Annotated in this window: 26 protein-coding genes; 1 reads left to right on the forward strand and 25 read right to left on the reverse strand. The window is 36.8% G+C overall.

From position 1 onward, the window contains the following. Nucleotides 1-7 precede the first annotated feature (7 nt). From RUH95_RS01180 to prsW, 25 genes are all read right to left on the reverse strand, one after another. Nucleotides 8-1,108 (reverse strand): prephenate dehydrogenase, encoded by a 1,101-nt coding sequence (locus RUH95_RS01180; protein WP_313890984.1) that lies wholly within the window; start codon nucleotides 1,106-1,108, stop codon nucleotides 8-10. Next, nucleotides 1,108-2,205: a histidinol-phosphate transaminase gene (gene hisC, locus RUH95_RS01185; protein WP_313890985.1), complete on the reverse strand. Its 1,098-nt coding sequence runs from the start codon at nucleotides 2,203-2,205 to the stop codon at nucleotides 1,108-1,110. The genes RUH95_RS01180 and hisC overlap by 1 nt, the downstream gene beginning before the upstream one ends. 24 nt (nucleotides 2,206-2,229) lie before the next feature. Then, entirely contained in the window at nucleotides 2,230-2,592 is a 363-nt protein-coding gene (aroH, locus tag RUH95_RS01190; RefSeq protein ID WP_313890986.1) for a chorismate mutase, read from the reverse strand. Then, the gene (gene aroB, locus RUH95_RS01195; RefSeq protein ID WP_313890987.1) at nucleotides 2,593-3,681 is read right to left on the reverse strand and encodes a 3-dehydroquinate synthase; all 1,089 of its coding nucleotides are present in this window, start codon (nucleotides 3,679-3,681) and stop codon (nucleotides 2,593-2,595) included. It abuts the gene before it with no gap. Between the two features lie 4 nt (nucleotides 3,682-3,685). Next, nucleotides 3,686-4,867 carry a chorismate synthase gene (gene aroC / locus RUH95_RS01200; protein ID WP_313890988.1) on the reverse strand — a complete coding sequence of 394 codons (1,182 nt, stop codon included), beginning with the start codon at nucleotides 4,865-4,867 and terminating at the stop codon, nucleotides 3,686-3,688. 113 nt (nucleotides 4,868-4,980) lie between these two features. Then, nucleotides 4,981-5,751, reverse strand: coding sequence for a CheR family methyltransferase (locus RUH95_RS01205; protein ID WP_313890989.1), 771 nt, complete (start codon nucleotides 5,749-5,751; stop codon nucleotides 4,981-4,983). A gap of 985 nt (nucleotides 5,752-6,736) precedes the next feature. Further along, entirely contained in the window at nucleotides 6,737-7,183 is a 447-nt protein-coding gene (gene ndk, locus RUH95_RS01210) for a nucleoside-diphosphate kinase (RefSeq protein WP_313890990.1), read from the reverse strand. 79 nt (nucleotides 7,184-7,262) lie between these two features. Continuing rightward, nucleotides 7,263-8,237, reverse strand: a complete 975-nt coding sequence (gene hepT / locus RUH95_RS01215) for a heptaprenyl diphosphate synthase component II (protein WP_313890991.1) — start codon at nucleotides 8,235-8,237, stop codon at nucleotides 7,263-7,265. 20 nt (nucleotides 8,238-8,257) lie between these two features. Then, complete coding sequence (locus RUH95_RS01220; RefSeq protein WP_313890992.1) at nucleotides 8,258-8,962, reverse strand: demethylmenaquinone methyltransferase; 705 nt, start codon at nucleotides 8,960-8,962, stop codon at nucleotides 8,258-8,260. Between the two features lie 3 nt (nucleotides 8,963-8,965). Next, on the reverse strand, nucleotides 8,966-9,727 hold the full coding sequence (locus RUH95_RS01225; RefSeq protein ID WP_313890993.1) for a heptaprenyl diphosphate synthase component 1: 762 nt from the start codon (nucleotides 9,725-9,727) through the stop codon (nucleotides 8,966-8,968). Between the two features lie 66 nt (nucleotides 9,728-9,793). Then, nucleotides 9,794-10,015, reverse strand: coding sequence for a trp RNA-binding attenuation protein MtrB (mtrB, locus tag RUH95_RS01230; protein ID WP_313890994.1), 222 nt, complete (start codon nucleotides 10,013-10,015; stop codon nucleotides 9,794-9,796). Nucleotides 10,016-10,082: 67 nt separating this feature from the next. Continuing rightward, nucleotides 10,083-10,652, reverse strand: coding sequence for a GTP cyclohydrolase I FolE (gene folE / locus RUH95_RS01235; RefSeq protein ID WP_313890995.1), 570 nt, complete (start codon nucleotides 10,650-10,652; stop codon nucleotides 10,083-10,085). 172 nt (nucleotides 10,653-10,824) lie between these two features. After that, complete coding sequence (locus tag RUH95_RS01240; protein WP_313890996.1) at nucleotides 10,825-11,097, reverse strand: HU family DNA-binding protein; 273 nt, start codon at nucleotides 11,095-11,097, stop codon at nucleotides 10,825-10,827. Between the two features lie 172 nt (nucleotides 11,098-11,269). Continuing rightward, complete coding sequence (spoIVA, locus tag RUH95_RS01245) at nucleotides 11,270-12,748, reverse strand: stage IV sporulation protein A (RefSeq protein ID WP_313890997.1); 1,479 nt, start codon at nucleotides 12,746-12,748, stop codon at nucleotides 11,270-11,272. A gap of 134 nt (nucleotides 12,749-12,882) precedes the next feature. Further along, nucleotides 12,883-13,593, reverse strand: coding sequence for a hypothetical protein (locus RUH95_RS01250; protein WP_313890998.1), 711 nt, complete (start codon nucleotides 13,591-13,593; stop codon nucleotides 12,883-12,885). A 13-nt stretch (nucleotides 13,594-13,606) separates the two neighbouring features. Next, nucleotides 13,607-13,804 (reverse strand): DUF2768 domain-containing protein, encoded by a 198-nt coding sequence (locus RUH95_RS01255; protein ID WP_313890999.1) that lies wholly within the window; start codon nucleotides 13,802-13,804, stop codon nucleotides 13,607-13,609. Nucleotides 13,805-13,891: 87 nt separating this feature from the next. Continuing rightward, nucleotides 13,892-14,911 carry an NAD(P)H-dependent glycerol-3-phosphate dehydrogenase gene (locus RUH95_RS01260; RefSeq protein ID WP_313891000.1) on the reverse strand — a complete coding sequence of 340 codons (1,020 nt, stop codon included), beginning with the start codon at nucleotides 14,909-14,911 and terminating at the stop codon, nucleotides 13,892-13,894. A gap of 28 nt (nucleotides 14,912-14,939) precedes the next feature. Continuing rightward, nucleotides 14,940-16,250: a ribosome biogenesis GTPase Der gene (gene der / locus RUH95_RS01265; protein ID WP_313891001.1), complete on the reverse strand. Its 1,311-nt coding sequence runs from the start codon at nucleotides 16,248-16,250 to the stop codon at nucleotides 14,940-14,942. Nucleotides 16,251-16,372: 122 nt separating this feature from the next. Continuing rightward, the gene (gene rpsA, locus RUH95_RS01270; protein ID WP_313891002.1) at nucleotides 16,373-17,521 is read right to left on the reverse strand and encodes a 30S ribosomal protein S1; all 1,149 of its coding nucleotides are present in this window, start codon (nucleotides 17,519-17,521) and stop codon (nucleotides 16,373-16,375) included. 90 nt (nucleotides 17,522-17,611) lie between these two features. Then, on the reverse strand, nucleotides 17,612-18,202 hold the full coding sequence (locus tag RUH95_RS01275) for a lysophospholipid acyltransferase family protein (RefSeq protein ID WP_313891003.1): 591 nt from the start codon (nucleotides 18,200-18,202) through the stop codon (nucleotides 17,612-17,614). Between the two features lies 1 nt (nucleotide 18,203). Further along, entirely contained in the window at nucleotides 18,204-18,878 is a 675-nt protein-coding gene (gene cmk / locus RUH95_RS01280; protein ID WP_313891004.1) for a (d)CMP kinase, read from the reverse strand. A gap of 794 nt (nucleotides 18,879-19,672) precedes the next feature. Then, nucleotides 19,673-20,329, reverse strand: a complete 657-nt coding sequence (locus RUH95_RS01285) for a flagellar brake protein (protein ID WP_313891507.1) — start codon at nucleotides 20,327-20,329, stop codon at nucleotides 19,673-19,675. 66 nt (nucleotides 20,330-20,395) lie between these two features. Further along, nucleotides 20,396-21,679 (reverse strand): PepSY1/2 domain-containing protein, encoded by a 1,284-nt coding sequence (locus RUH95_RS01290; RefSeq protein WP_313891005.1) that lies wholly within the window; start codon nucleotides 21,677-21,679, stop codon nucleotides 20,396-20,398. A gap of 9 nt (nucleotides 21,680-21,688) precedes the next feature. Beyond that, a complete protein-coding gene (gene sleB, locus RUH95_RS01295) occupies nucleotides 21,689-22,396 on the reverse strand; it encodes a spore cortex-lytic enzyme (RefSeq protein WP_313891508.1) in 708 nt (235 codons plus the stop codon). A gap of 150 nt (nucleotides 22,397-22,546) precedes the next feature. Beyond that, nucleotides 22,547-23,239, reverse strand: a complete 693-nt coding sequence (gene prsW / locus RUH95_RS01300; RefSeq protein WP_313891006.1) for a glutamic-type intramembrane protease PrsW — start codon at nucleotides 23,237-23,239, stop codon at nucleotides 22,547-22,549. 77 nt (nucleotides 23,240-23,316) lie between these two features. Between prsW and RUH95_RS01305 the strand changes: the two genes are divergently transcribed. Continuing rightward, nucleotides 23,317-24,288, forward strand: a complete 972-nt coding sequence (locus tag RUH95_RS01305; protein WP_313891007.1) for an asparaginase — start codon at nucleotides 23,317-23,319, stop codon at nucleotides 24,286-24,288. Nucleotides 24,289-24,310: the final 22 nt, after the last annotated feature.

A 24,310-nucleotide genomic window follows, 5' to 3' on the forward strand; every position in this document is an offset into this window, starting at 1 on the left:
TCCTCCCTTAAGAAATATATGTTTCAAAAGTCGTATTATTAGCTATACATTGAACGCCTCGCGCTCGATCATCCATTGTTTGAAAACTAATAACTAAAATACCAAATATATCTTCTCGTGTTTCCACAATTCGTAAGTTTGTAATACTAATATTATCTTTTGCTAAATAGCCAATCACTTCCGCAATGACCCCTGCATAGTCCGGTACGTCTATGTATAAATCGTACACGGTGAACATTGCACCCTGCGCAGTTATTGGTAAGTCATCTCGAATTTGTTTTGCAGTCGAAAAATAACTTTCTATTTCTTTTTCATCTGCATGGAGCAATAGATTTTGAAGGTTTATCATTTCATTTGTCCAAACTTGAAGCTGATTGCTCAATTCTTGTCTGTTTTGAACGGTAATATCTCGCCACATAATTGGATTTGCAGATGCAATTCTTGTTAAATCACGAAATCCACCCGCTGCTAGCTGCCTCGTAAATGGAAACCGCTCATTTTCTCCAGCCAGTTGATGCACGAGAGATGCAGCGACTAGATGAGGGAAATGACTTACAACAGCAGTCATATGATCATGCTCTTCTGCATTTACTTGTACAATTTTTGCTTTCGTAACTTCCAAAAGGTCGGAAAGAATTTTCGCTTCTTTTTTATTTTCATTTGGAAATGGAGTAAGCATATAATACGCATTTTCAAATAGATGAGAACGCGCTGCTTCGACTCCACTTTTATGAGAGCCGGCCATTGGATGTCCGCCGATGAATGTAATGCCGAGTTCTCTTAACTTCTCGGCAGCTTTCATAATTTCTTTTTTTGTACTACCAGTATCTGTCACAATGACATCGTTTTTTAACTGCCAGTTAGACATTTCATCCATTAATCGAATTGTTTCATTCACAGGAGTTGCGAACACAATTACATCTGCAAGTTCCGCGGCATCTTTCGTATGGATCGCCATTTCATCAATGACTCCGATTCTTTTCGCCGTTCGAACTGTATGGATATCCGCATCAAACCCAATAATCGACACATCTGCATTACGCTTTAAGCCAAGTGCTAAAGAGCCTCCAATAAGCCCAAGCCCTATAATAAGTACGGTCCGATTCATTACAGTACGCCTTCCTCTTGTAAAACTTCATCTAATTTTTGCAATAAAGCAGTATTTTGTTCTTCCGTACCAATCGTAATTCGAAGATATCCAGGCGTACCTAGAGCATTTCCGCTACGGACGATAAACCCACGCTTCATCAGCCCTTGGAATACCACATCACTATCAGCTTTCACTTCCATTAAAATGAAGTTTGCTTGAGAAGGATAATAATCTAGATTACGCGCTTCGCAATATGCCTCAAATTGCTTCTTCCCAGCGTTATTTTGAACTTTACATTGCTGAATAAACGCTTGATCTTCTAAACCGATGATTGCTACATTTTGGCTTAGCAATGTATTGTTAAATGGTTCACGTGTTGGCTCTAACTGACCGATTACTTCTTCCGAACCAATTGCATAGCCTACACGGAAGCTTGCTAAACCATACGCTTTCGAGAATGTACGAAGGATTAAAACATTTGGATGCTTTTCTAAAAGCCCAATGGAATCTTCGTACGATTCATCCGTTATGTATTCCGTATACGCTTCGTCTAAAACGATTAATACATCGCTTGGAGCTTTCTCTACAAACTTTTTAATCGCTTGACTTGGCGTTAGTGTACCAGTCGGATTATTCGGGTTACAAATCCATACGACAGCTGTATTTTCATCTATTGCTTCATACATTTTATCTAAATCATGCTCACCGTTCACCAAAGGTACTTCTCTTACTACAGCGCCTTCAATAACTGCGTTATGCTTGTATTGACCGAATGTAATGTTCGCAGCAACCATATTCATCGTCGGTTGCAATAAAGCTCTAGAAATCATTAAAATAATATCATCCGAACCATTTCCGAATAATAATTGGTTTTCAGATATATTTACATGACTTGCTACTGCTGCACGTAATTCCGTTGCATAGCCATCTGGATAAAGAGCAAAATTAATATTTGCACTTGTTAAATATGCTTTTACTTTAGGAGAAGCTCCATACGGATTTTCATTCGAAGCAAGTTTTATCACTTGATCTAGATTAAACATTTTCTTTACTTCATCCATTGTTTTTCCTGGCTGATACGCTTGTAAACCTGCAATTTGTTTTTTGAATTTCATCCTAAAGCTCCTCGTTTCTCTCCATTATTTGATTAAATCAGGTCGTAGTTGCACAGCATTATTTAAGTATATATGTTGGATATCTTGTTGGTTTTTATCCGTATTTACATGCATTAATAGTCGAATACATTTTTCTAAAGAGCCTGGTACATTCATTTCATGTGTACACATAACCGGAACGTACGACCATCCTTCTATACTTCTAACCGCTCTTGCTGGAAAGGCGGAAGAAATATCCGTTGTCGTCGATATAATGACAGAAGCAACATATTCTGGGTCAATCCCATTTGCTTTTACCATTTCTAAAGCAAGTCTTTCCGTTTCCTTCAACACTTGCTCATTCGAATCTTCTGTTACTGTTGTTGCCCCTCTTATGCCTCTTATCACTTACTGCCCCTCCTCAATCCACTTCCTAAATTCCTCATCACATTTTTGTACTTCTTCCATCGAAATCGTTTTGACAAACGGCTCTCCGATTTTTTGAAGTAAAGCAAAATGAAGCTCTCCGTTAGTCGTTTTTTTATCTTTTAACATGAAGCTTGCTAATTCATTGAAATCGCAAGCAAGTACATGTTGAAAATTGTATCCAAGCTTTTGTGCAAGTGTATACAGTTGAAAGGCAGATGAAGATTCTAATTCCCCATGAATTTCACTTAACATTAACGCAGGAATCATACCAATCATTACTGCTTCCCCATGCGTAATTTTGCCATAACCAATAGATGCTTCGATTGCATGACCATATGTATGACCAAAATTTAAATATTTTCTATACGATTGCTCTGTTTCATCTAACTCTACAATATGTGCCTTCACTCGAATTCCTTTTTCTAACCAAACGAGCAATTCATCTTTTTGTATTGTTTCAATACTCGTTAAAGAATAAAACTCCTGAAACCAGTTACGATCGCTTATAATGGCATGTTTGATTACTTCCGCCATACCAGAGCGCACTTCTTCTACTGGCAATGTTGCTAAAAAATGAAAATCATATAATACTTCTGACGGCTGATAAAAAGCACCTATCATATTTTTTCCATTTGGATGATTGATCGCTGTCTTTCCACCAACTGCGCTATCATGTGCTAAAATGGTTGTTGGAATTTGATAAAAAGGAATCCCTCGCATAAATGTAGCAGCAACGAAACCTGTTAAATCTCCTACAGCCCCTCCCCCTAACGCAAGCAAGACTGAATTGCGTGAACAATTCTCTTGCAATAAAAACGTTTGAACTTGAAAATAAGATTCAAACGTTTTACATGCTTCCCCATTAGGAACAACATACATTTTGAAAGGTAATGAAAAATTTTCTCGAAAATACGTTTCGTGCAAGCTCCAAACATGCTCATCCGTAACAACGACAATTTGATCCGCTTTTTTCATTTTCTCCGAAATTCTATGACAAAACTCACTTAATATATTTTCCCCTAAATGGACTTCATACGAGGCAGTTGTTGTTTTAACTGGAATAATCATTTTGTTAAAACCCCTTTGTGTAAGCTCTATGTCTTTCTACTTCCGCTTTTAATAGCTCGATTTGATCTCCATTAAACGTATCTAATACAGCCGCTGCAACTTCCCAAGCAATAACTGCTTCTGCAACTACAGATGCTGCTGGCACCGCACAACTATCAGAACGTTCAATACTTGCTTTGAAAGGCTCTTTCGTATCAATATCTACACTTTGTAAAGGTTTATAAAGTGTTGGAATTGGTTTCATTACCCCTCTTACAACAATTGGCATTCCTGTTGACATACCGCCTTCTAAACCACCTAGACGATTTGTATCACGCGTATATCCAGTTTCTTCATTCCAAGAAATTTGGTCATGCACTTGGCTGCCAAATAAATTAGCCATTTCAAACCCTAATCCAACCTCGACACCTTTAAACGCATTAATACTCATCATAGCCATTGCAAGTTTACCATCTAGTTTTCGGTCGTAATGAACATAACTACCTACTCCCGCCGGCATACCTTCAACGATTACTTCTACAACACCACCAATTGTATCTCCAGCTTTTTTCGCTTCGTCAATTGCTGTAACCATTTTGGCAGAAGCTTCTGAATCTAAACAATATACTGGATCCTCTTCTACAATGTTTCTAATTTCTTCTACTGTTTTTCCAGTTGTTAAGCTTAAATCTGCTTCAATTCCACCGATTTTCGTCACATGTGCAACAACCGAAATCCCTAATTGCTTTAACAGTTGTTTCGCTACTGCCCCTACTGCAACTCGCACAGTCGTTTCTCTCGCTGAAGAGCGTTCTAGTACATTACGTAAATCACGATGACCGTACTTCATGCCTCCAACTAAATCTGCATGCCCCGGACGTGGTCTTGTTATTTGCCTTTTAATATCCTCTGGGTCTACTTCCTCCCCTAGAGGCTCAATTCCCATAATATTCGTCCAATGCTTCCAATCATCATTGTTTACGACAAGGCATACTGGAGAGCCTAATGTTTTCCCGTGGCGAACACCCGCTGTAATTGCCACTGTATCTGTTTCAATTTGCATTCTTCTTCCACGGCCATGGCCGCCTTGTCGACGCTTCAACTCTTTGTTTATATGTTCACCTGTAATTTCTAATTGGGCTGGTAACCCTTCAATAATTGCTGTTAATTGTGGTCCATGAGACTCACCTGCTGTTAAATAACGCATGATACTTTCTCCCTTCAACTCGCTAAAGTATTTAATACACTATATCAAAATTTTTATTCAAAGTATAGAGCTAAAAAGAAAACTGTCCGATTGTTACTGGACAGTTTCATAGTTTATTTTTTCCGATAAAAAAATGTGTCTTCGGTATCAAAACCATATTTACCCGGATTAAATATTTGCTCGGTACTACCTACAAACAAAATACCTCCTGGGCGTAGTGAATCGCTAAAGCTTTGATAGATTTGGTCTTTCGCTTCCTCTGTAAAATAAATCATCACATTTCGACAAATGATTAAGTCATAGTTTTTGTCGTATGTATCTTTTAATAAATTATGTTTTTTGAAAGTAACCGTCTTTTTAATAGCTTCATCTACTTTATAAAATTGTCCTTGTTCTTCAAAGTACTTTTTCTTCATATCACTTGGAACTTCTGCTAATGATCTTTCAGGATATATACCTACCTTTGCACGTGAAATAGCATTTTCATCTAAGTCAGTTGCATTGATAGACACTTGTGTAAGTGGTACATGATTCGACAAAACCATGGCAGTTGTATATGGCTCTTCTCCAGTCGAACATGCTGCACTCCATATTTTTAATTTTTTATTTTCTGCTAATAGTTTCGGAAATATTTTGTTTTGTAAAACTTCCCAACGCTTTCCGTTACGGTAAAATTCTGATACATTGATTGTCATTCTATCCAAAAATTCATTCATTAGGTCACGATCATTATCTAATGCTCCGAAAAAATCAACAAAGTTTTTGTATCCTTTTTTTTCGTATAATGAAGTAAGTCGACGTCTCATTTGCGCTTCTTTGTAAGCTGCAAGATCAATACCGGTTTTTCTCTTTATCGATTCTACAAATTTTATGTAATCTGGCATGTGACATCTATCCTTTCAAGATTCCTAAGTATAGTATATCGTATTCAGAACATTTAAGATATACGAAGATGGGAGGTATATGTGAACAGGTCTGTTGATTATCCTATTTCTTAAAAATTTGTGCTAATAGGAAAAAAACTAATACCCTTTAATACTAAAACACTCGTTTTCGACTTGCATTACGTCCTCATTCGTACTTTTGATAAAGTGTGTCTTATTGGTAGTTTCCGCTGGGATTTTCGCTGCAGAGAGGACGCTTTCCGTGGGGGGGCCGTGAGCCTCTTCGGTCGCTCCTCTGCGGGGTCTCACCTGTCCCGCTTAATCCCACTGGAGTCGCCTCCTTTTCGCTTCAATCCATTAGGGCAGGTTACTTAGCTAGAATGAATGCCCTATTTTTGCAAGGAGAAACGATCATACTTCTATGTCGAGCAAAAAAGACCTTCTTAACGAACAGCTACTATACCTTTGCTGTGTAGGCGACAAGTGTTTCGCTATTAATATAGGTTAGTAATCATGGCAGCCCATTTATAAAATGTATGATAGTCGATCTTCCAAGTAACGAAGAATTTGCAATTTGCACTTATTACATACTTTTAGCTTCTCATTTACCGTTCATTTTCAATTCTAAATAAGGCGCATTCTTTTTTGCGACGAGTAACCGCAGGAGCATTCTTTTTGCGACGAGTAACCGCAGGAGCATTCTCCATTAGATTGGAGAGAAAGGGGTGGCGACTCCGGCGGGAAAAGTGTTAGTCGAAGACCCTGGACTGAGCGCATGCGAAGGAAGCGGCTGAGGCAACGCCCGCGGAAAGCGTCCACCCCTGTAGCCGAGATCCCAGCGGAAACAACGCACTTTATGTAGAAAACAAACGGAAATACGAAATTAAAAAAAATGGTTAATCAACAGGCGTGACATGTGAACATAGTATATCTCCACAAAAAAAGACAGCCTCGTGTATAAACACAAGACTGTCTTTTATTTGAATTAGTTAACCCAGTTGTTAGCATCTTTCGCATAAGCAACTAGCTCTTCTTCTTTGAAGAATAAACCAATTTCACGCTCAGCGCTTTCAGGTGCATCAGAACCATGAATAATGTTTTTACCAACAGTTACTGCGAAATCACCACGGATTGTTCCTGGAGCAGACTCCTTTGGATTTGTAGCACCCATCATAAGACGAGCTGTTGAAATAACATTTTCACCTTCCCAAACCATTGCAAAAACTGGTCCAGAAGTGATGAATTCTACTAATTCTCCGAAGAATGGGCGTTCTTTATGCTCGCCATAATGTTGTTCAGCTAATTCAGCTGGAATTTGCATTAATTTTGCTCCAACTAATTGGAATCCTTTTTTCTCAAAACGACCTACGATTTCACCGATTAGGTTACGTTGTACGCCATCAGGCTTTACCATTAAAAATGTTTTTTCCATCATTAACACTCCTCAAATATATATATGGTCTAATTTCTCTACCGTTAAAAATAGTATCACTATGGCGCGGTATTTTCAATTAAAACTTACGCTTACTCATAAACAACGCGATATTTTGTAACGATTTTTTAGCAGAATGGGCAGGTAATTGCTTTACTTCATTTAGCGCTTTCTCCAAATACATATTACTTATTTGTTTTGCGCGCTTAATCCCATCCGAATTTCTTAGTTCAACTAACAACTTTTGCATCATTTCGTCCGTGTTATTTCCTGCAATCATTTCTGTCAATAAAGGAGAAATAGCGGGATCATTTTTCACAAACAATACAGGCAATGTAATATTTCCTTGCATTAAGTCGCTTCCTGCTGGCTTCCCTAACTGTTCATCTGTCGAAGTAATGTCTAAAATATCGTCTATAATTTGAAAAGACATACCAACATAGTAACCAAAATTCTTCAGATGTCTCGTTGTTTTTTCATCGGCTCCAGAAGCAATTGCCCCAAGCTCACAGCTCGCAGATATTAATATAGCGGTTTTTCTTTTTATTCGTCTTAAATAATCTCGAACTGTTTGATCTAACATACGCTTATCTTCGATTTGTATAATTTCACCAATACAAAGTTCAACCATCGTATGTGATAATACTTCATGTGCATATGTATTTTGTAATGTTGTTATGTATTCAATCGCCCTTGCAAAAAGAAAATCACCAGTATACATTGCGACTCTATTGTTTTGCTGAGCTTTGACCGTTTTTCTTCCACGCCTAGTGTCTGCATCATCAATTACATCATCATGTACAAGGGAGGCCATATGAATGAGCTCCAAAGGAACAGCGACATTTTTTAAAGATTCAATCGAATAGTTTCCAAACTTCGCTGCAAGCAATACAAAAACAGGTCGAATTCGCTTTCCTCCAGCAAGAAGTAAATGAAGAGAAGCTTCATTCAATAAGTGAGATGAAGAATTCACCGCTGTTGCAAGTTCTTTTTCGATGATATCTAAATCCGATTTTAAATCGGAATAAAGTAATTTCAACTTCATCTTATCCACAGATACAAACCTTCTCCCACTTAAATATCTTTTTTACGTCCAATATGTCTTGCAGCTGCTCCACCACTGTATGGCTTGCTCTTAACATTCACTAATCCTACTTCTTCAAAAAGTTTAGTTAATTCAGCTCTATTTGGAAAATCTTTAGCAGATTCCTGTAGCCATGAATACTCTTTATAACTTTTCGCAAATAGTTTTCCAAAAACCGGCATGATAAATCGGAAATAAAAACGAAATACGCCGTTGAATAATTTAGAGTCTGGATGTGAAGTTTCTAAGCAAACAACCATTCCACCTGGCTTCACAACACGGTTCATTTCTTGTAACACTTGTTTGTAGTTCGGAACATTTCGAAGACCGAAACCAATCGTAACAAAATCAAATGAATTATCTTCAAAAGGTAATTCCATTGCATTACCTTGTATTAACTCAATTTGAGAAATATGTTTCACTTTCTCTTTGCCAACATTCAACATATTTTGACTAAAATCTAAGCCAACTACTTTGCCAGATTCCCCTGTTTCCTGCGCAATTGCAATCGTCCAATCAGCAGTACCGCAACAAACGTCTAAAGCTTTATCGCCTTTTTGAACATTCATCGCTTTCATTGTATCTTTGCGCCATGTTTTATGTTGTTGAAAACTAATGACCGAATTCATCGAATCATAGTTGTCTGAAATTTTTTCAAATACTTCATGTACATGCTGTTCTTTTGACTTTTCCACAATTTACCCTTCTCTCAACTGCTTTTCCAACGAATAGACATTCACTCGCTCTAAAATGGCATTTTTTACAGGTTCTTTTAGTAATTCAGAGGAACGTATATCTTGCTCAAATGCTTGCTCCATTTTCTCTACTTCTAATTGGAGAGCATTTATGTTCGATTGAAGCACGTTCGATTTGCTTAAGTAAAAACTATGTTCATTTTTTTCATAAGCCATCAACTCTTTTTTCAAAGATACGAGCAATAATGCTTCTTTCATCATAAACACATACTCGTGGAATGTGTAATATTCAAGGAATTGTTCGATTGGTTTGCTTTCAATGATTTGAATTGACTGAACGAGCTGTTCCAATGTATATACTTGTTTATCATAAAATAACGATTTTTTTTCGGTAACGGCTGTTACGCCACTAGATAATAGTTTGATGAGATCAATCTTATTTTCTTTAGCAAGCAATTGATAATATCGACCACTATAGTAATCACCAGCGAGCACTTGCAATTGTTGCTCTCTTGATGTTGCATTGTCTTCCCTTACTAATTCATGTGCCGCAAGAGCAGTGTAAATGAGGGACACGGCAATTGTCGAAACTTTTATCGACTCATTCCATTCCTCACCATTGAATAAAGGCAATAGTGTAAAGAACAAGCGATCTTCATCTACAACTGGATAGCCCGTGTATTTTAGCAAAGTGTGTTGTTGAATTTGCATGAAAGTATTCTCTTTGTATTGCTCTACATGTTGTTTGATGAATGCTTCGTTCATACACTTTACTCCATTTCCAAACTGCAGTTAATCTTTTATATTTCGTTCATTTTTGAGCAGTTATCATTATTTTTTCGATTCACTTTGAACAACGCCGTTTGCAGTATGGATAGCTGCTTTCCCTCTAATTTTCATAGCGGAAGTATGCTCTGTAAATTGCGCTATCATAACTTCTCCAGTATCAAGCTTTTCAGAATGATGAAATTTAGTGTCTGTCCCACGTGTTAAACCGATTACATGGACACCATCTTCTTCTGCTTTTATCACAATAAAATCTGAACTAGACATTATATAGTCTCCTTTGTTCACAGCCTTTTTTTATCATACCATATTCTTACCTATTCATCCAAAACAGTTACTTCATCTGGATAAAAGATAATATTTCAGAACGTTTTACTTCGTCTGTTTCTAAAATCCCTCTCGCTACTGCTGTAATTGTTTTGGCACCTGGTTTTTTAATACCTCGCATTGTCATGCACATATGCTCTGCCTCAATTACAACGTATACTCCATGAGGATTCAACATTTCCATTATGTCATCTGCAATAGTTGATGTAATTCTTTCTTGGAGTTGCGGTCGTCTCGCAGTTGTTTCTACTGCTCTTGCTAACTTGCTTAAACCAGTTACTACTCCATCCCGTGGGATGTAAGCTACATGTGCTTTGCCGTAAAAAGGGACTAGGTGATGTTCACACATCGAATGAAAAGAAATATCCTTTACAAGAACAAGCTCTTCATGATCTTCGTTAAATACTGTTTTAAAATATTCTTTTGGATCTTGATGCAATCCTTCGAACATTTCTGCATACATTTTAGAAACTCTTTTCGGCGTATCGAGTAATCCTTCTCTTGATGGGTCCTCACCTACAGCTTCCAGAATCATTTTGACAGCTTCTTCTATTTTTTTTAGATTAACATTTGTCATCTGTAAACCTCCCAATAAACCAAACTCATATTATGTCAATAGCATCTTAGCATACGATACTACTTTAAGAAATAACTTTCATCTATGTATCCTTACATTTCATCAATTGAAAAGAACGGCTATCGTGAAGCTAGGCTCCACAATAGCCGTTCTATGTACTACAAACATCTGTTTATTTTACTGCATCTTTAAGTGCTTTACCTGGTTTAAAAGCAGGTACTTTGCTAGCAGCGATGTCGATTTCTAAACCTGTTTGTGGGTTACGTCCTTTACGTGCAGCACGTTCACGAACTTCAAAGTTACCAAAACCGATTAATTGAACTTTTTCACCATCTGCAAGAGCAGTTTGAATTGATTCAAATACAGCTTCAACAGCTTTAGAAGCATCTTTTTTAGAAAGTTCTGTAGCTTCTGCAACAGAGTTAACTAGTTCTGTTTTATTCATACCATTCACCTCCTCTCAAAGGAAGATAGCTTCAATCCTGTAAAAAGAGTATCACAACCAAAAAGCCTTAGCAACACTATTTGTACGTGTTTTATAAACTTTAGGCAAAAAAAATGGCGTTTAATGAAAAAACGGGACTTTTCGCATAGATGCGAGAAGCCCCGTTGCATATTTATAATATAAAAGTAACCATGCCTCTATCGCCTTCATTCACCATTCGTTCAATCGTTTCACGCATTCTTTTTTTCGCAACTCCAGAAACACTTTCTGTTTTATAGCGTAAACTTTCCTTCATCACCTCGACCAATGAAGTGCCAAAAACTTGTGTTTGCCATAAAGCATCTCGGTCATGTAAATAACCATGTTTTAAGTCTTTTAAAAGTTGTTGACTATGAAATTCCGAACCAAGCAATGGCGAAAATTCCGCTTCCATATCAACTCGAATAATATGAAGCGATGCGGCTTTTGCTTTTAAACTAACACCATAAAAATTATTTTGTTTAATAATTTCTGGTGCCGATGGTTGAAAATCTTGAAGCGTTGGTAAGGATACCCCATAACCATGGGTTTTCGCTGCTTCTAATGCATCAGAAAATTTATTGTATGCTTTTTTAGCAGTCGAAGCCTCTTTTACAAATAAAAGCCAATCTTTTTTTGATTGAATTGGCTCTTCCAGCCATTCATCACATACTTCTTGAAATACTTCTGGTTTCAATCCAATTTGAATACAAGCAGATCCTTTACCAGGGTTGGCCTCCACAACTTCGGCAGATTGGATGAAAGGAACTTGTTTAAATCTAGAGGCTAGCTCTTTTACATCTTTCATTTTTGACACTAATTGCAACCATTCTTGCAAGGAGGACGTAATTGCAGTATTCACGAAATGATCTGGTTCTAATACGTCTGTCCAGTCTGGTTTGACTAATTCGATATCAGTTATCGGAAATTCATAAAGTGCCTGTTGGAGTATGTATTGAATTTCCTCCGCAGTCATACGATCAATCGCTACTGCAATAACTGGTACTCCGTGCTGCTCTTGCAAGGAGTCACGTAATTGGACCGTATTTTCATGTCCTGGCAGTTTACTATTTAGTACAATGACAAATGGTTTTCCGATATCTTTTAACTGTTCGATAATTTGTTGCTCCGCATTTTCAACTGCTTTTCGAGGGATATTATTAACTGTTCCGTCAGTCGTTACGACAATACCAATTGTTGAGTGGTCACGAATAACTTTATCTGTTCCAATTCTTGCTGCTTCTTCGAACGGGATGGCTTCGTTATGCCAAGGTGTATGGACTAATTTTTGTTCATCTTCTCCAGAGTGCGTTTTTATACCGTCAATCATGTATCCAACGCAATCGACTAATCGAATTTGTAAACGAAGCTGTTCTTCTCCAACATAAATATTTGTTCCATGTGCAGGAACAAATTTTGGTTCAGCAGTCATAATGACATTCCCTGGGGAGCTTTGAGGAAGTTCATCTTGTGCTCGAACTCTTTCTGCTTCCTCTTTAATATTAGGAATGACTACTAACTCCATTACTCGTTTAACAAAAGTTGATTTACCTACTCTCACAGGCCCTACTATACCAATATACACATCTCCATTAGTTCGTTCTGCTATTTGTTCGTAAAGTTGATTCGACATGGATACTCTCCTTTCTTCGCAATCTAATATATGCACGCAAAAAACGTTTCATGCATCGCGCATGAAACGGATTCCTTTGAAAAAAACCAATCAAAAAATCCCTGTAAAAATGCACAGGGATTTAATAAATAGATTTATTTTTCAAGCATAAATACTGGCTCATTTTTTTCATTTACTGTATATGGCAATGAATATGCCGGTACAATTGCAAAATTATCCGTCAATAAAAAGCGAATATCTTCGCCAGGTTTAATGTCCAAATCGCTCTCCATAAGCATGCGATTTAGCTCAATCGAATAATCGACATACACTTTACCGTCCCCAGTTGCCACTAAAGGCAACTGAGTGTCCGAATAAGGACTTTGAACAGACAATTCGTTTTTATACCCCATCTTTTTATAATCGAGCTTATATACGCCTTCTGCAATTATTTCTGCAACTGGCCCATAACCATTAATCCCTTTACGGTAATTAATTCCTCTTAAAGTATCCGCAATTCGTAAATCTACTAGCTTTACAGTCGGATTTTCCTCCACGTCCATTAGAACATATTGATAAATCCCACCTGCTTCATACGAATTGGCAGGAGCTTTCCCAATATAAGCGGGAACTACTTTTTTGAAATCTATTGGATATTTAATGTATTGATCTGTTTCGATATCACGAGTTTTAATTGGTAGTAAGCCACCAGAACTTTCTCTAAAACTATCTACTGCAGTTTGCATCATAGCTAACTGATCTTCATATGGCAGTAAATTTTCTGGTTGTTGTCCACTTTTATAATTACAACCTGCCAATACTAATACGACTAACATTAAACTAATTATAAATTTCATTTTATTCATCTTATTCTCCTTACTAAGCTTTTGTTGGATTAAAGATAATATAGACCATCGTGATAAATCCTAAAAATAACAATATGTATGCTACTAAGCCTAAAATAAATTTTAAAAATCGATTTTTGAGCTTATTTTTCACTAAATACATGAGCCCCATAGCAATAAACAGAAAGCCCATTGATGCAAATGAAACCCACATTTTATCCATTGATGACATAAGTATCCCACCCTTCTACTCTAATAAAAAAGTATATCATATCAAAAAAGAGTTGTTTTTCATACAACTCTTTTTTGTGTGACAATTTTAGAACGTTTTATAATCCTCTAACTCATGTTTCTTTGTTCGTAGCATTAAAATATCAACAGCATCTTTCGGATTCTCGTTTTCAAATAAAACCGAATACAAAGCTTCCGTAATTGGCATATCGACTTGTTGTCTTTTAGCAAGCTGATGAGCTGCCTTCGTCGTGCGAACACCTTCTACAACCATGCCCATTTCTTCTAAAACAGTATCCAGTGAAGCACCTTTTCCGAGCATATTACCCGCTCTCCAGTTTCTAGAATGCACGCTCGTACAAGTAACGATTAAATCGCCCATTCCAGTTAAACCAAAGAATGTGTATGCTTCCGCTCCAAGACTAATACCAAGTCTTGATATTTCCGCAAGCCCTCTTGTAATAAGTGCTGCTTTTGCATTATCACCGTAACCGAGACCGTCAACTATACCTGCTCCAAGTGCAATAACATTTTTAAGTGCTGCACCAATCTCTACACCGATTACATCATCATTTGTATAGACACGGAAGTAATTGTTCATAAATAGATCTTGGACTTTTTTAGCCGCGTCTAAGTTTTCGCTTGCTGCAGTAATCGTTGTAGGATATTGTAGTACAACTTCTTCTGCATGGCTTGGACCAGATAATACAACAATCGCACCTACTCCATTTGCAGGAAGCTCATCTGAAATCATTTCAGATATACGTTTTAAAGAGTCCGGTTCAATTCCTTTTGACACATGGACAATTAATTTCTTCTCCACGAGTAAGTCCTTCATGTCCTGACAAACTCCACGTATCGCTTTTGTTGGTACTGCAATAATAATTGTAGAAGCGTGTTTTATCGCTTGTTCAAAATCACTAGTTGCTTTTAAATTACTCGGTAATAGTGTGTCCGGTAAATACTTTTTATTTGTGTGGTTATCATTGATTTCTAAAGCTTGGTTTTCTCTGTGTGACCAAAGGAGGCAGTCGTGGTTATTGCCTGCAAGCACCATTGCAAGTGCTGTTCCCCAACTACCAGCCCCGAGTACAGTTATTTTCTCCATTAAATTACGCCCCTTTAAACACGAATCATTAAGTTCTCGTGCGAGTAATAATTCGAATAGGTGTTCCTTCAAAGTCAAATGATTCTCTAATGCGATTTTCTAAAAATCGTTCATAAGAGAAATGCATCATTTCTGCTTCGTTTACAAATACAACGAATGTTGGTGGTTTAATCGCCACTTGTGTTGCATAGTAAATGCGTAATCGTTTTCCTTTATCTGTCGGAGCAGGATTACGTGCTACTGAATCTTCAATAACTTCATTCAAGGTAGCTGATTGTACACGAAGTGAATGGTTTTCACTTACTTTGTTAATAATCGGAAGAATTGCATGTACACGTTGTTTCGTTTTAGCCGAAACAAAAATGATCGGTGCATAGTCTAAGAACTGGAAATGCTCACGAATGGATTTCGTCATTTCATTCATCGTTTTATCATCTTTTTCTATAGCATCCCATTTATTCATAACAATAATAACTGCTTTTCCTGCTTCATGTGCATAACCAGCAATTTTCTTATCTTGTTCTTGAATTCCTTCTTCTGCATTTAGCACGACTAAAACAACGTCCGAGCGTTCAATAGCCTTAAGTGCCCGTAGAACACTATATTTCTCCGTTGTTTCATACACTTTCCCTTTTTTACGCATTCCAGCAGTATCGATCATGACATATTCTTGTTCGTCGAAAGTATACTCTGTATCAATTGCATCTCTTGTTGTACCAGCAATATCACTTACGATAACGCGTTCGTGCCCTAAAAAAGCATTAATAATGGAAGATTTCCCTACGTTCGGTCGTCCGATTAAAGAAAACTTAATCACTTCTTCATCGTATTCATGTTCATCTAACTCAGGGAAGTTTTTAGCAACTTCATCCAATAAGTCCCCAAGACCTAGACCATGAGATCCGGAAATTGGGAACGGCTCGCCCATACCTAGTGAATAAAAGTCATAAATCATTTCTTTCATGTCTGGGTTATCAATTTTATTTACTGCTAAAACAATCGGTTTCTTTGTTTTGTATAAAATTTTTGCGACATATTCATCCGCACTCGTAATGCCTTCACGTCCATTTGTCAAAAATATAATAACATCCGCTTCGTCCATTGCGATTTCTGCTTGTTGTTTAATCTGTTCTAGGAATGGCTCGTCACTAAGCTCAATACCACCTGTATCGATAATATTAAACTCATGTGTAAGCCAATCTGCTGAGCTATATATACGATCACGTGTAATACCTGGAATATCTTCTACAATCGATACACGCTCTCCTACGATTCGATTAAATATAGTTGATTTGCCGACATTCGGTCTACCAACGATTGCTACTACTGGTTTTGTCATACTTTTTCATCCTTCCAACTTCGTCTATGTTGTATTATACAACAAAATAGACTAAAAAGTTTTCTAACATTATGAAAGCAGGCAACATTTATGGGCTGCCTGCTCTTCTTGAAGTTCATTTATTATTTTTCAAACGAAAAATCTTTCAACTTGTCTCCGAGTACATCACTTATCGAAAAGCCTTTCGATTCTTCCGGTATTTGATAATCTTCTAAGTTATAGTCATCTTCATTTTCAACTAAATCTTTAATGCTTAGAGACAATCGTTTTTCAGCACTGCTTACTTCCAACACTTTCACTTGTACTTCTTGGCCATCTTTAAGTACTTCATGTGGCGATGCAATATGCTTATGTGCAATTTGGGAAATATGAACTAACCCTTCCACTCCTGGGAAAACTTCCACAAATGTTCCGTAAGATACGATACGTTTTACAACGCCCGTTAATACAGAGCCTTTCGAAACTTTTTCTTCTAGTTGCTCCCATGGTCCAGGTAAAGTATCTTTGATTGATAAGGATATTCTTTCTGCATCTCGATCAACAGAAAGCACTTTCACTTTTACTTCTTGTCCTTCTGAAATAACGTCATTCACATTTTCAATGCGATCATGAGAAATTTGGGAAATATGAACCAATCCATCCACTCCACCAATATCCACGAAAGCTCCAAAAGAAGCGATGCGTTGAACCGTTCCGATTAAAATATCTCCACTATAAATATTTTCAAGTGTTTTTTGTTTACTTACTGCTTTTTTGCCTTCTACAACTGCCTTATGAGAAAGAATTAAACGATTTTTATCTTTTTCTAGTTCGACAATTTTAAAAGCCAATACTTTGCCTTTATAGTCTTCAAAAGATTCAACAAAATGGTCCTCAATTAACGAAGCAGGAATAAATCCACGCACTCCTAAATCAACGACTAATCCACCTTTTACAACTTCTTTTACTTCTGTTTCGATAATTTCACCAGATTGGAACTGCTGTTCTAACTGCCCCCATGCATTTTCAGCATCTACTTTACGTTTAGAGAGGACATAATTTGTTTCCTCAACCTTTGTAATCATTAGCTCTAATTCATCACCGATGGAAACGGCGTCGGATGCTTTTTCAATATGCAGGCTAGATAGTTCACTTATCGGAACTATGCCATCAAAAGGTGCACCTTTAATTGTAACGATTGCTGATTTTTCATCTACTTGTACAACCGTCGCTTTCACCAGTTCTCCTTCTTGAAACTCATGTGTTTCTTGTAAGTTCATTTCCTCTGACATATGATATCCTCCTTCACAGCGTCTCATTATCTATTTTATGCGAATTAGCCAAGAAATACAAAAGGAAGCCCTTTAAAATTGGAAAAAGATTTATTTTTCAGTTTTATACTGTTCTAGTAACTGCGCAATATGTTGCATAATTACTTCCGTCACTTCTTCTGTAGACGCTCTTCGATCACGATAAGGCTGCATATCAATGGCATCCCCATATACAACTTTAAGCTTTTTAAATGGCTTGTAGGGCCCAATAATCGCACAAGGAACGACATTCGCCTCTCCTCTTAAAGCAAAGAAACCAGCTCCAGAAAAACCTTTTCCAAGTGTCCCGTCCTTACTTCTCGTACCCTCTGGAAATAACCCAACAACTTCGCCGTCTTTTAATAATTTAATGGCACGTCGAAGTGCATCTCGATCACTCATCCCTCTTTTTACTGGAAATGCATTTAAACCTGGTAGTAGATTTTTTAAAATAGGCATATTAAATAGTTCTTCTTTTGCCATGAAATTTACTGGTCTTGGTGCATTAATACCAACTACTGGAGGATCTAATGCATGGATATGGTTGGAACATAATAAAATTCCTCCTTCTTTCGGAAATTTTTCTGTTCCAATTACCTCAAAACGGTAAATAGGTTTAAGTGCAGTAAAAACAACTGATTTCGCAAAGGAATATAAGTTCATATTAGGCGATCCTTTCTTTTGCAAGCTGCATAATTTTCTCTGATACTTCTTCAATTGTAAGGGATGTTGTATCGATAAAAATCGCATCTTCTGCTTGTATTAATGGGGAAGCTTCTCTCTCACTATCCATTTTATCTCGAAGTGAAATTTCTTCTATTAGCGTTTCTAAACTTGTTTTGATTCCTCTTTGTTGATTGTCTAGTAATCTTCTGTTCGCTCTTTCTTCTACACTAGCAGACATGAAGATTTTTAACTCCGCATTTATTAATACATGCGTTCCAATATCACGGCCATCCATGACAATGCTTCCGTCTTTACCCATTTCAATTTGTCTCTTGACCATTTCTGTTCTTAAATTAGCATGTGCTGCTACTTCAGAAACAGAAGAAGTAACTTGTGTAGAACGAATTTGCTCGGTTACTTCTACTCCATCCAAATAAACTAGTTGTCCAGTTGCTGACGGTTTTAACTCAATTGTAGTTTGTTCTAATAAATTTGTTAGCTTTTCACCGTCTTGCAAATTTATGTTTAATTGGATTGCTTTATACGTGATTGCACGATACATTGCTCCTGTATCTACATATGTATAGCCAAGTAATTCTGCTGTTTTTTTAGCAATTGTGCTTTTACCAGCCGCTGCTGGACCGTCGATTGCTATTTGTATTTGTTTTGTCATTTTGTAGCCTCCACTCTATTCCAATTTATTTTATCATAAGAAATGTGTAAATGCCTGTTTCTAAGTAGCTTTTCCGCATACGAATAACAGGGCAAAAAAGATGCTCGGTCTATTAAATCTTAGCTTCCTGGTTTCTAGCTCGCTACAGGCTTCCCATTGGGCTATACGATGAACGGTAAAATATTTAAAGCTTGTTGAAAGTGGCTATGCCCCTTCCAACAAGCTTTTCCTTCGGTCATCGTATGGTAAATGTTCACCTTTCACTCTCCAGAAACTGCCGTGCCAAGTGATTAAATACTTTTGGCAATAGAAGAAACAAGTCGATTCTATCTACTTTACAGGCCGCCAAAGATACAATTTTGGCGGCACTTTGTAGGTTATTAGAAAGTGACACTTCTACATTCGGACATAAAGGTTGAAGTAGATGACAAATTTACTTCACACGAAAATTGTCAGTCTATTTATAACTAAAAGTGTTGATGAACTTTTTTTCTTCTTACATGAAAGAGCTAAAGTAAAAAGAACATGAGTACACTCCCATAAACAAGATGGATGTAGTGAAAAGCGGCGACACCAGCGGGAATAGCGGATGTTTTCTGCGATGAGTAACCGCGGGAGCATATGTTGTCTTTTTGCGACGAGGAGATTGAAGCTGTGCCCATGCTACGCGTCCGCTTGTAACGAAATCCACTTCATTCCTATACTCCCTTACTCTCCAAATGCACAGTAAATCCAATATTCATAATACATTTTTATATGCTTACTCTTTGAAAAAAAGCCTGTATAAACAGACTTTAGTTCAACCCTTTTTTTCTTAACATTAATTGACGTTCAAAACAATATCTAACAATCAGCTGCTTGTCTAAATCATCCGTATCTGTAAATTGAATCGAGGCAATATGTTGCTCGGATTTTTCAAAAATCCGAATAACATGGGCAGTCGTCGTAACATACTTAATATCTCCATTATTAAACGCTAAAGGTATTAACAATGAAATAGTATCGCCATCTTTAAACTTAATTTTTTTGTTTAAAATAACTGCCATTCCGCCCGCACTAATATCGTCAGCAACAAATTGATATTTATCGTCTTCAAATTGAATCGAAACATCGACAGCTGCCATTACTCGAACAAAGTCACGACGCTGAATTCTAATAAGCTCTTCTTTACCAGGGTAAGAAAGTCTAATCATTGGAATTTGACCTTTTTTCTTTCCTAATACTTCTGTTGGAAAAGCAAAAGCAGCGCTTGTATGTTCATAAAAAGAAGCTCTAAGTTGGGAGCCGTCCATTAAAAAAACAGTTTTATTCGTAATAGAATCTATTGGATAATCAATAAAAATGGAAGTATCATCTGTATCGACAACTTTACAACGATATTTCTCTACCTTTTCTGAATAGCTCGGTTCCAGTGTTAAAATGGTTCCTACTTTAATACTCAAGCTGAACACCTCACCTAATGTCATAATAAGTTTATTATGACATTAGTTCAGCCCTATTTCTATACAAAAAAATTATTATGGGAGTTTTTCCGCATGTAAAATTTCATGACTTTCCGTATCAATATAAATTTTATATGTGCCTATTGAATCGTTTCTTGTCAAAATTTGATAGGCAAGTCGTTGTTCCAACTGTTTATTTTCCACAAACGCTAACTTTTCTTCCTCGATTGAAAAATTAGGTGAAAACATTTCAGCATAATCTATCGGAACTACTTTTTGTGCGCCAATTTTTTCTTTTTGAATATACTCCATTGCATTTAACCCAAGTAATTCACCATTGTCTTTCGCAATTTTCATCTGAATGCCATCCGCATAAACTAATGCATCATATTCAGCATCTTTTTTCGCTAAAGCTATATGCCAAGCAATTGTATTTTCTCTATAATCAACCATTTCTGTATCGGTATAACCAAAGGCTTTCAAATATCCTGTTGTTTTTTCTTTCATTTTTTCTATACTAATCGTCGTTTTGTCAAATGGTCTTTCCATTAGGTACGAGAGTAAATGTCCACCTTTTTTAGTGAAATCAGCGTATCCAATTCGAATTCCTTCATGAAACTGGATATGATAAAAAGGATAGGGAGCAGTTTTAGAGCTTTCTGTTATATGCAGTTTTGCATTTTTTAACTCTGGAAATAATTCAAAAAACTTTTGTTTGACTTGCTCTTCATTTACTTCAGAATCCTCGATATTTTTTAAGTCTTTCTTTTTTTGTTGATCCATCTCACTTGCAGTCATCGGAAAATCACTTTCCGTATATGCTTTCACAGAATTTCCTAGTGCTTTCCATCCTTTTTCACTTTCTGCACTTGCTTTGTTTTGCACAAATGATGTTACGATGTAATCTTTTTTTCCTCCGTCTTTATTTGTAAAAGCCCATTGATCGGATAAGGACCTTAAGTTGTCACGAGCCGAAGTCATATTTTTTTGCCATTCTTCTATCGGCACTTTTCCATTACTAACTTCATTGGCTCCGTTACCAATTCGATTTAAATAATTCATCCATACGGTTGATGTTTCACTATCTATAGGTAGCGCCGAAATAGATGTGCGCACATCTGCCGATAGCCTCCACACATCCTCTAAAGGCTGTTCCAGTGCGGCTTTATCAGTGAATAATAATGTTTGGTCTATCGAGTCACTTAGCTTCACAAGCTTTTCAGATGCAGATGTTAATTGATTGGAATATTGGACAGCTAATGCGTTTTCTAACCGAGTATTTTTATTTTGAATGGAAAAATGATACACAAGGAATACAACAGCGACAGTAGAGGCAAATATCCATATAAACTTTTTCATGTTATCTCCTTATGAACAAAAAATATGCTGTCCGATTTTTTTAATTTGCGGGCGTGACCAAATCCATTTACTCGTTGCCGTGTCAGGATTAAAATAATAAATAGCATTTTCCGTTGGGTCCCATCCATTCAGAGCGTCTAGTACGGCTTCTTTTGCTCTTTCATTTGGCGTTAACCATATTTGACCATCTGCTACTGCTGTAAATGCTAATGGTTGGAATATCACTTCGCTAACTGTATTAGGAAAATCAGGATGCTCCACTCTATTTAAAATAACTGCAGCTACCGCCACTTGTCCTTCATATGGTTCTCCCCTTGCTTCTCCATATACGGCATTGGCGATTAGTGCTAAATCTTTTTCAGAGTATTGCGGTGGAAGTTGCATATTTGCGCTTTCCGGTTTTTTATTTTTTACTTGCTCTTCTAAGCTTTTACCCCCGTAATGTGTAAAACTATTTCCTTTTTTTATTTGCTCATGAACGAATTCTTTGTTGAATTTCGATGCTTTCACAAGTGCAGCTTTTGTTTTTTCACCAAGCATCCCGTCTATTGGCAACCCATATTTTTCTTGAAAAATCCTCAAGGCCCAATACGTACTATATCCAAATTTCCCGTCTATCTCACTCGTATAATATCCAATGTATTGCAGCCTTGACTGAAGTTCAATTACATCATCTCCAAATGCACCACGCTCTAATACTTGTGTTGAAAAAGCCATCGTAGTCTCTTCCTGATTTAAAAACGAATAACTTCCTGCTATACATATTAAGCTAATAAGGATGTATTTTATTTGTTTCAAATGACATCGCTCCTTTTTCATAGCTTGGATAAAATGTTCCTAAATATACAAAAAAAATCTAGCACTAGGCTAGATTTCTTTCTCTACAAAATATTCATGTTGCTCAAATCTTCTTTTACGAGATAAAATATGCGCTTTTTTTACTTTTGATAAACCGAACAACCATAAAAACAACATAAAAGGAGCTATTAATAACAAATCTACCCCTTTAATAATCAATATACTATTATAAGTAATATGCAAAATAAACGGGGCAATAAAAGCATAAAAAACTTCATACTTCGCTTGATTGGAAGCAGAAAACTTCGCTCTTCCTAAGTAGTACCCCATAACTACCCCAAATAGCGCGTGACTAGAAACAGGTAGAAGTGCACGTAAAAATGCTTCATCCATCCCAAAGTTTAATAAATATAAAATATTTTCAACCGTTGCAAAGCCTAGTGAAACACTTGCCCCATATAATATTCCATCATATGGATCATCAAATTCAACATGTTTGTAAATTGCTACAATTAAAATAAGCCATTTGAAAAATTCCTCAAGCGCACTTGTAGCTATCGCATGATGCAAAAAAAGAGAAGTAAATACTTGTTCTTCTTGAATAACATGTTGTATAAATAATATTGGGAAAGTTATGATAGCACCGTAGATAAATGTATGTAACAATAATCTTGAAGGCTCTTTTGCAATATCTTTGCGCAAATAAAAATAGCTTAATAATGCAAGTGCAGGAGCAATTGCAACGGAAAGTAGTATAAACATATCGTTACTCCTTCCAAATCATTATTCTCATTATACATTAAAATTTCGATTATTTGTAAAATAACGGAGGTAGACTTTTGAAAACAATTTTACTTATACACACCGGCGGAACTATTTCTATGCAAATGCAGGCAGAAACGGGCGCAGTCGTCCCTACTGATAGTAATCCATTAACGATTGAGGCAGGAAAATTAATGGAGTATGCAACAATTATTGAAAAGGAAGCATTTAATCTTCCTTCTCCACATATTACACCGAAAGAAATGCTTATTTTAAAAGAAATTATTGAACAAACCATGTCTGAGCAGCATATTGATGGGGTTGTCATCACACATGGAACAGATACATTAGAAGAGACAGCATATTTTCTAGATTTAACAGTTGATACTGCCATTCCAATTGTATTAACTGGCGCAATGCGTTCATCTAATGAAGTCGGATCAGACGGACTTTATAATTTATTGTCCGCGGTGAAAGTTGCTATAGCAGACGATGCTAAGGGGAAAGGCGTAATAGTCGTTTTAAACGATGAAATACACACTGCAGTCAACGTGACAAAAACGCACTCCAGCAATGTAAGCACTTTTCAAAGTCCTCAATATGGACCAATTGGGTTTATTTCGAAATCGGTCGTACATTTCCATCATGCACCTATCAAACGAGCGATTTTCCCGATTTCGACTGTGGAAAAAAACGTTGCATTGTTTAAAGTATATGCAGGCATGGACCCAGATTTGTTAAAAGCGACTGTACATTTAGGGTATGATGGTATCGTTTTAGAAGGATTAGGACAAGGAAATGTTCCGCCAAGCCTAGTTTCGACAATTGAAGAAATTTTGCAAAAGGAAATACCAATTGTTCTCGTTTCTAGATGTTTTAACGGAATTGCACAAGACGTTTATGGTTATGTAGGTGGCGGGAAAGGATTAAAGCAAGCAGGTGTCATTTTTGCACACGGTTTAAACGGGCAAAAAGCACGACTTGCTTTACTTATAGCGCTTAACCACCAGGAACAAACGGAAGCAATGGATCAAATATTTTCGATATAGGAAAAGGACCTGTTTAGGTCCT

This window comes from Psychrobacillus sp., from assembly GCF_032154225.1.
In the GTDB taxonomy this organism is placed as follows: Bacteria; Bacillota; Bacilli; order Bacillales_A; family Planococcaceae; genus Psychrobacillus.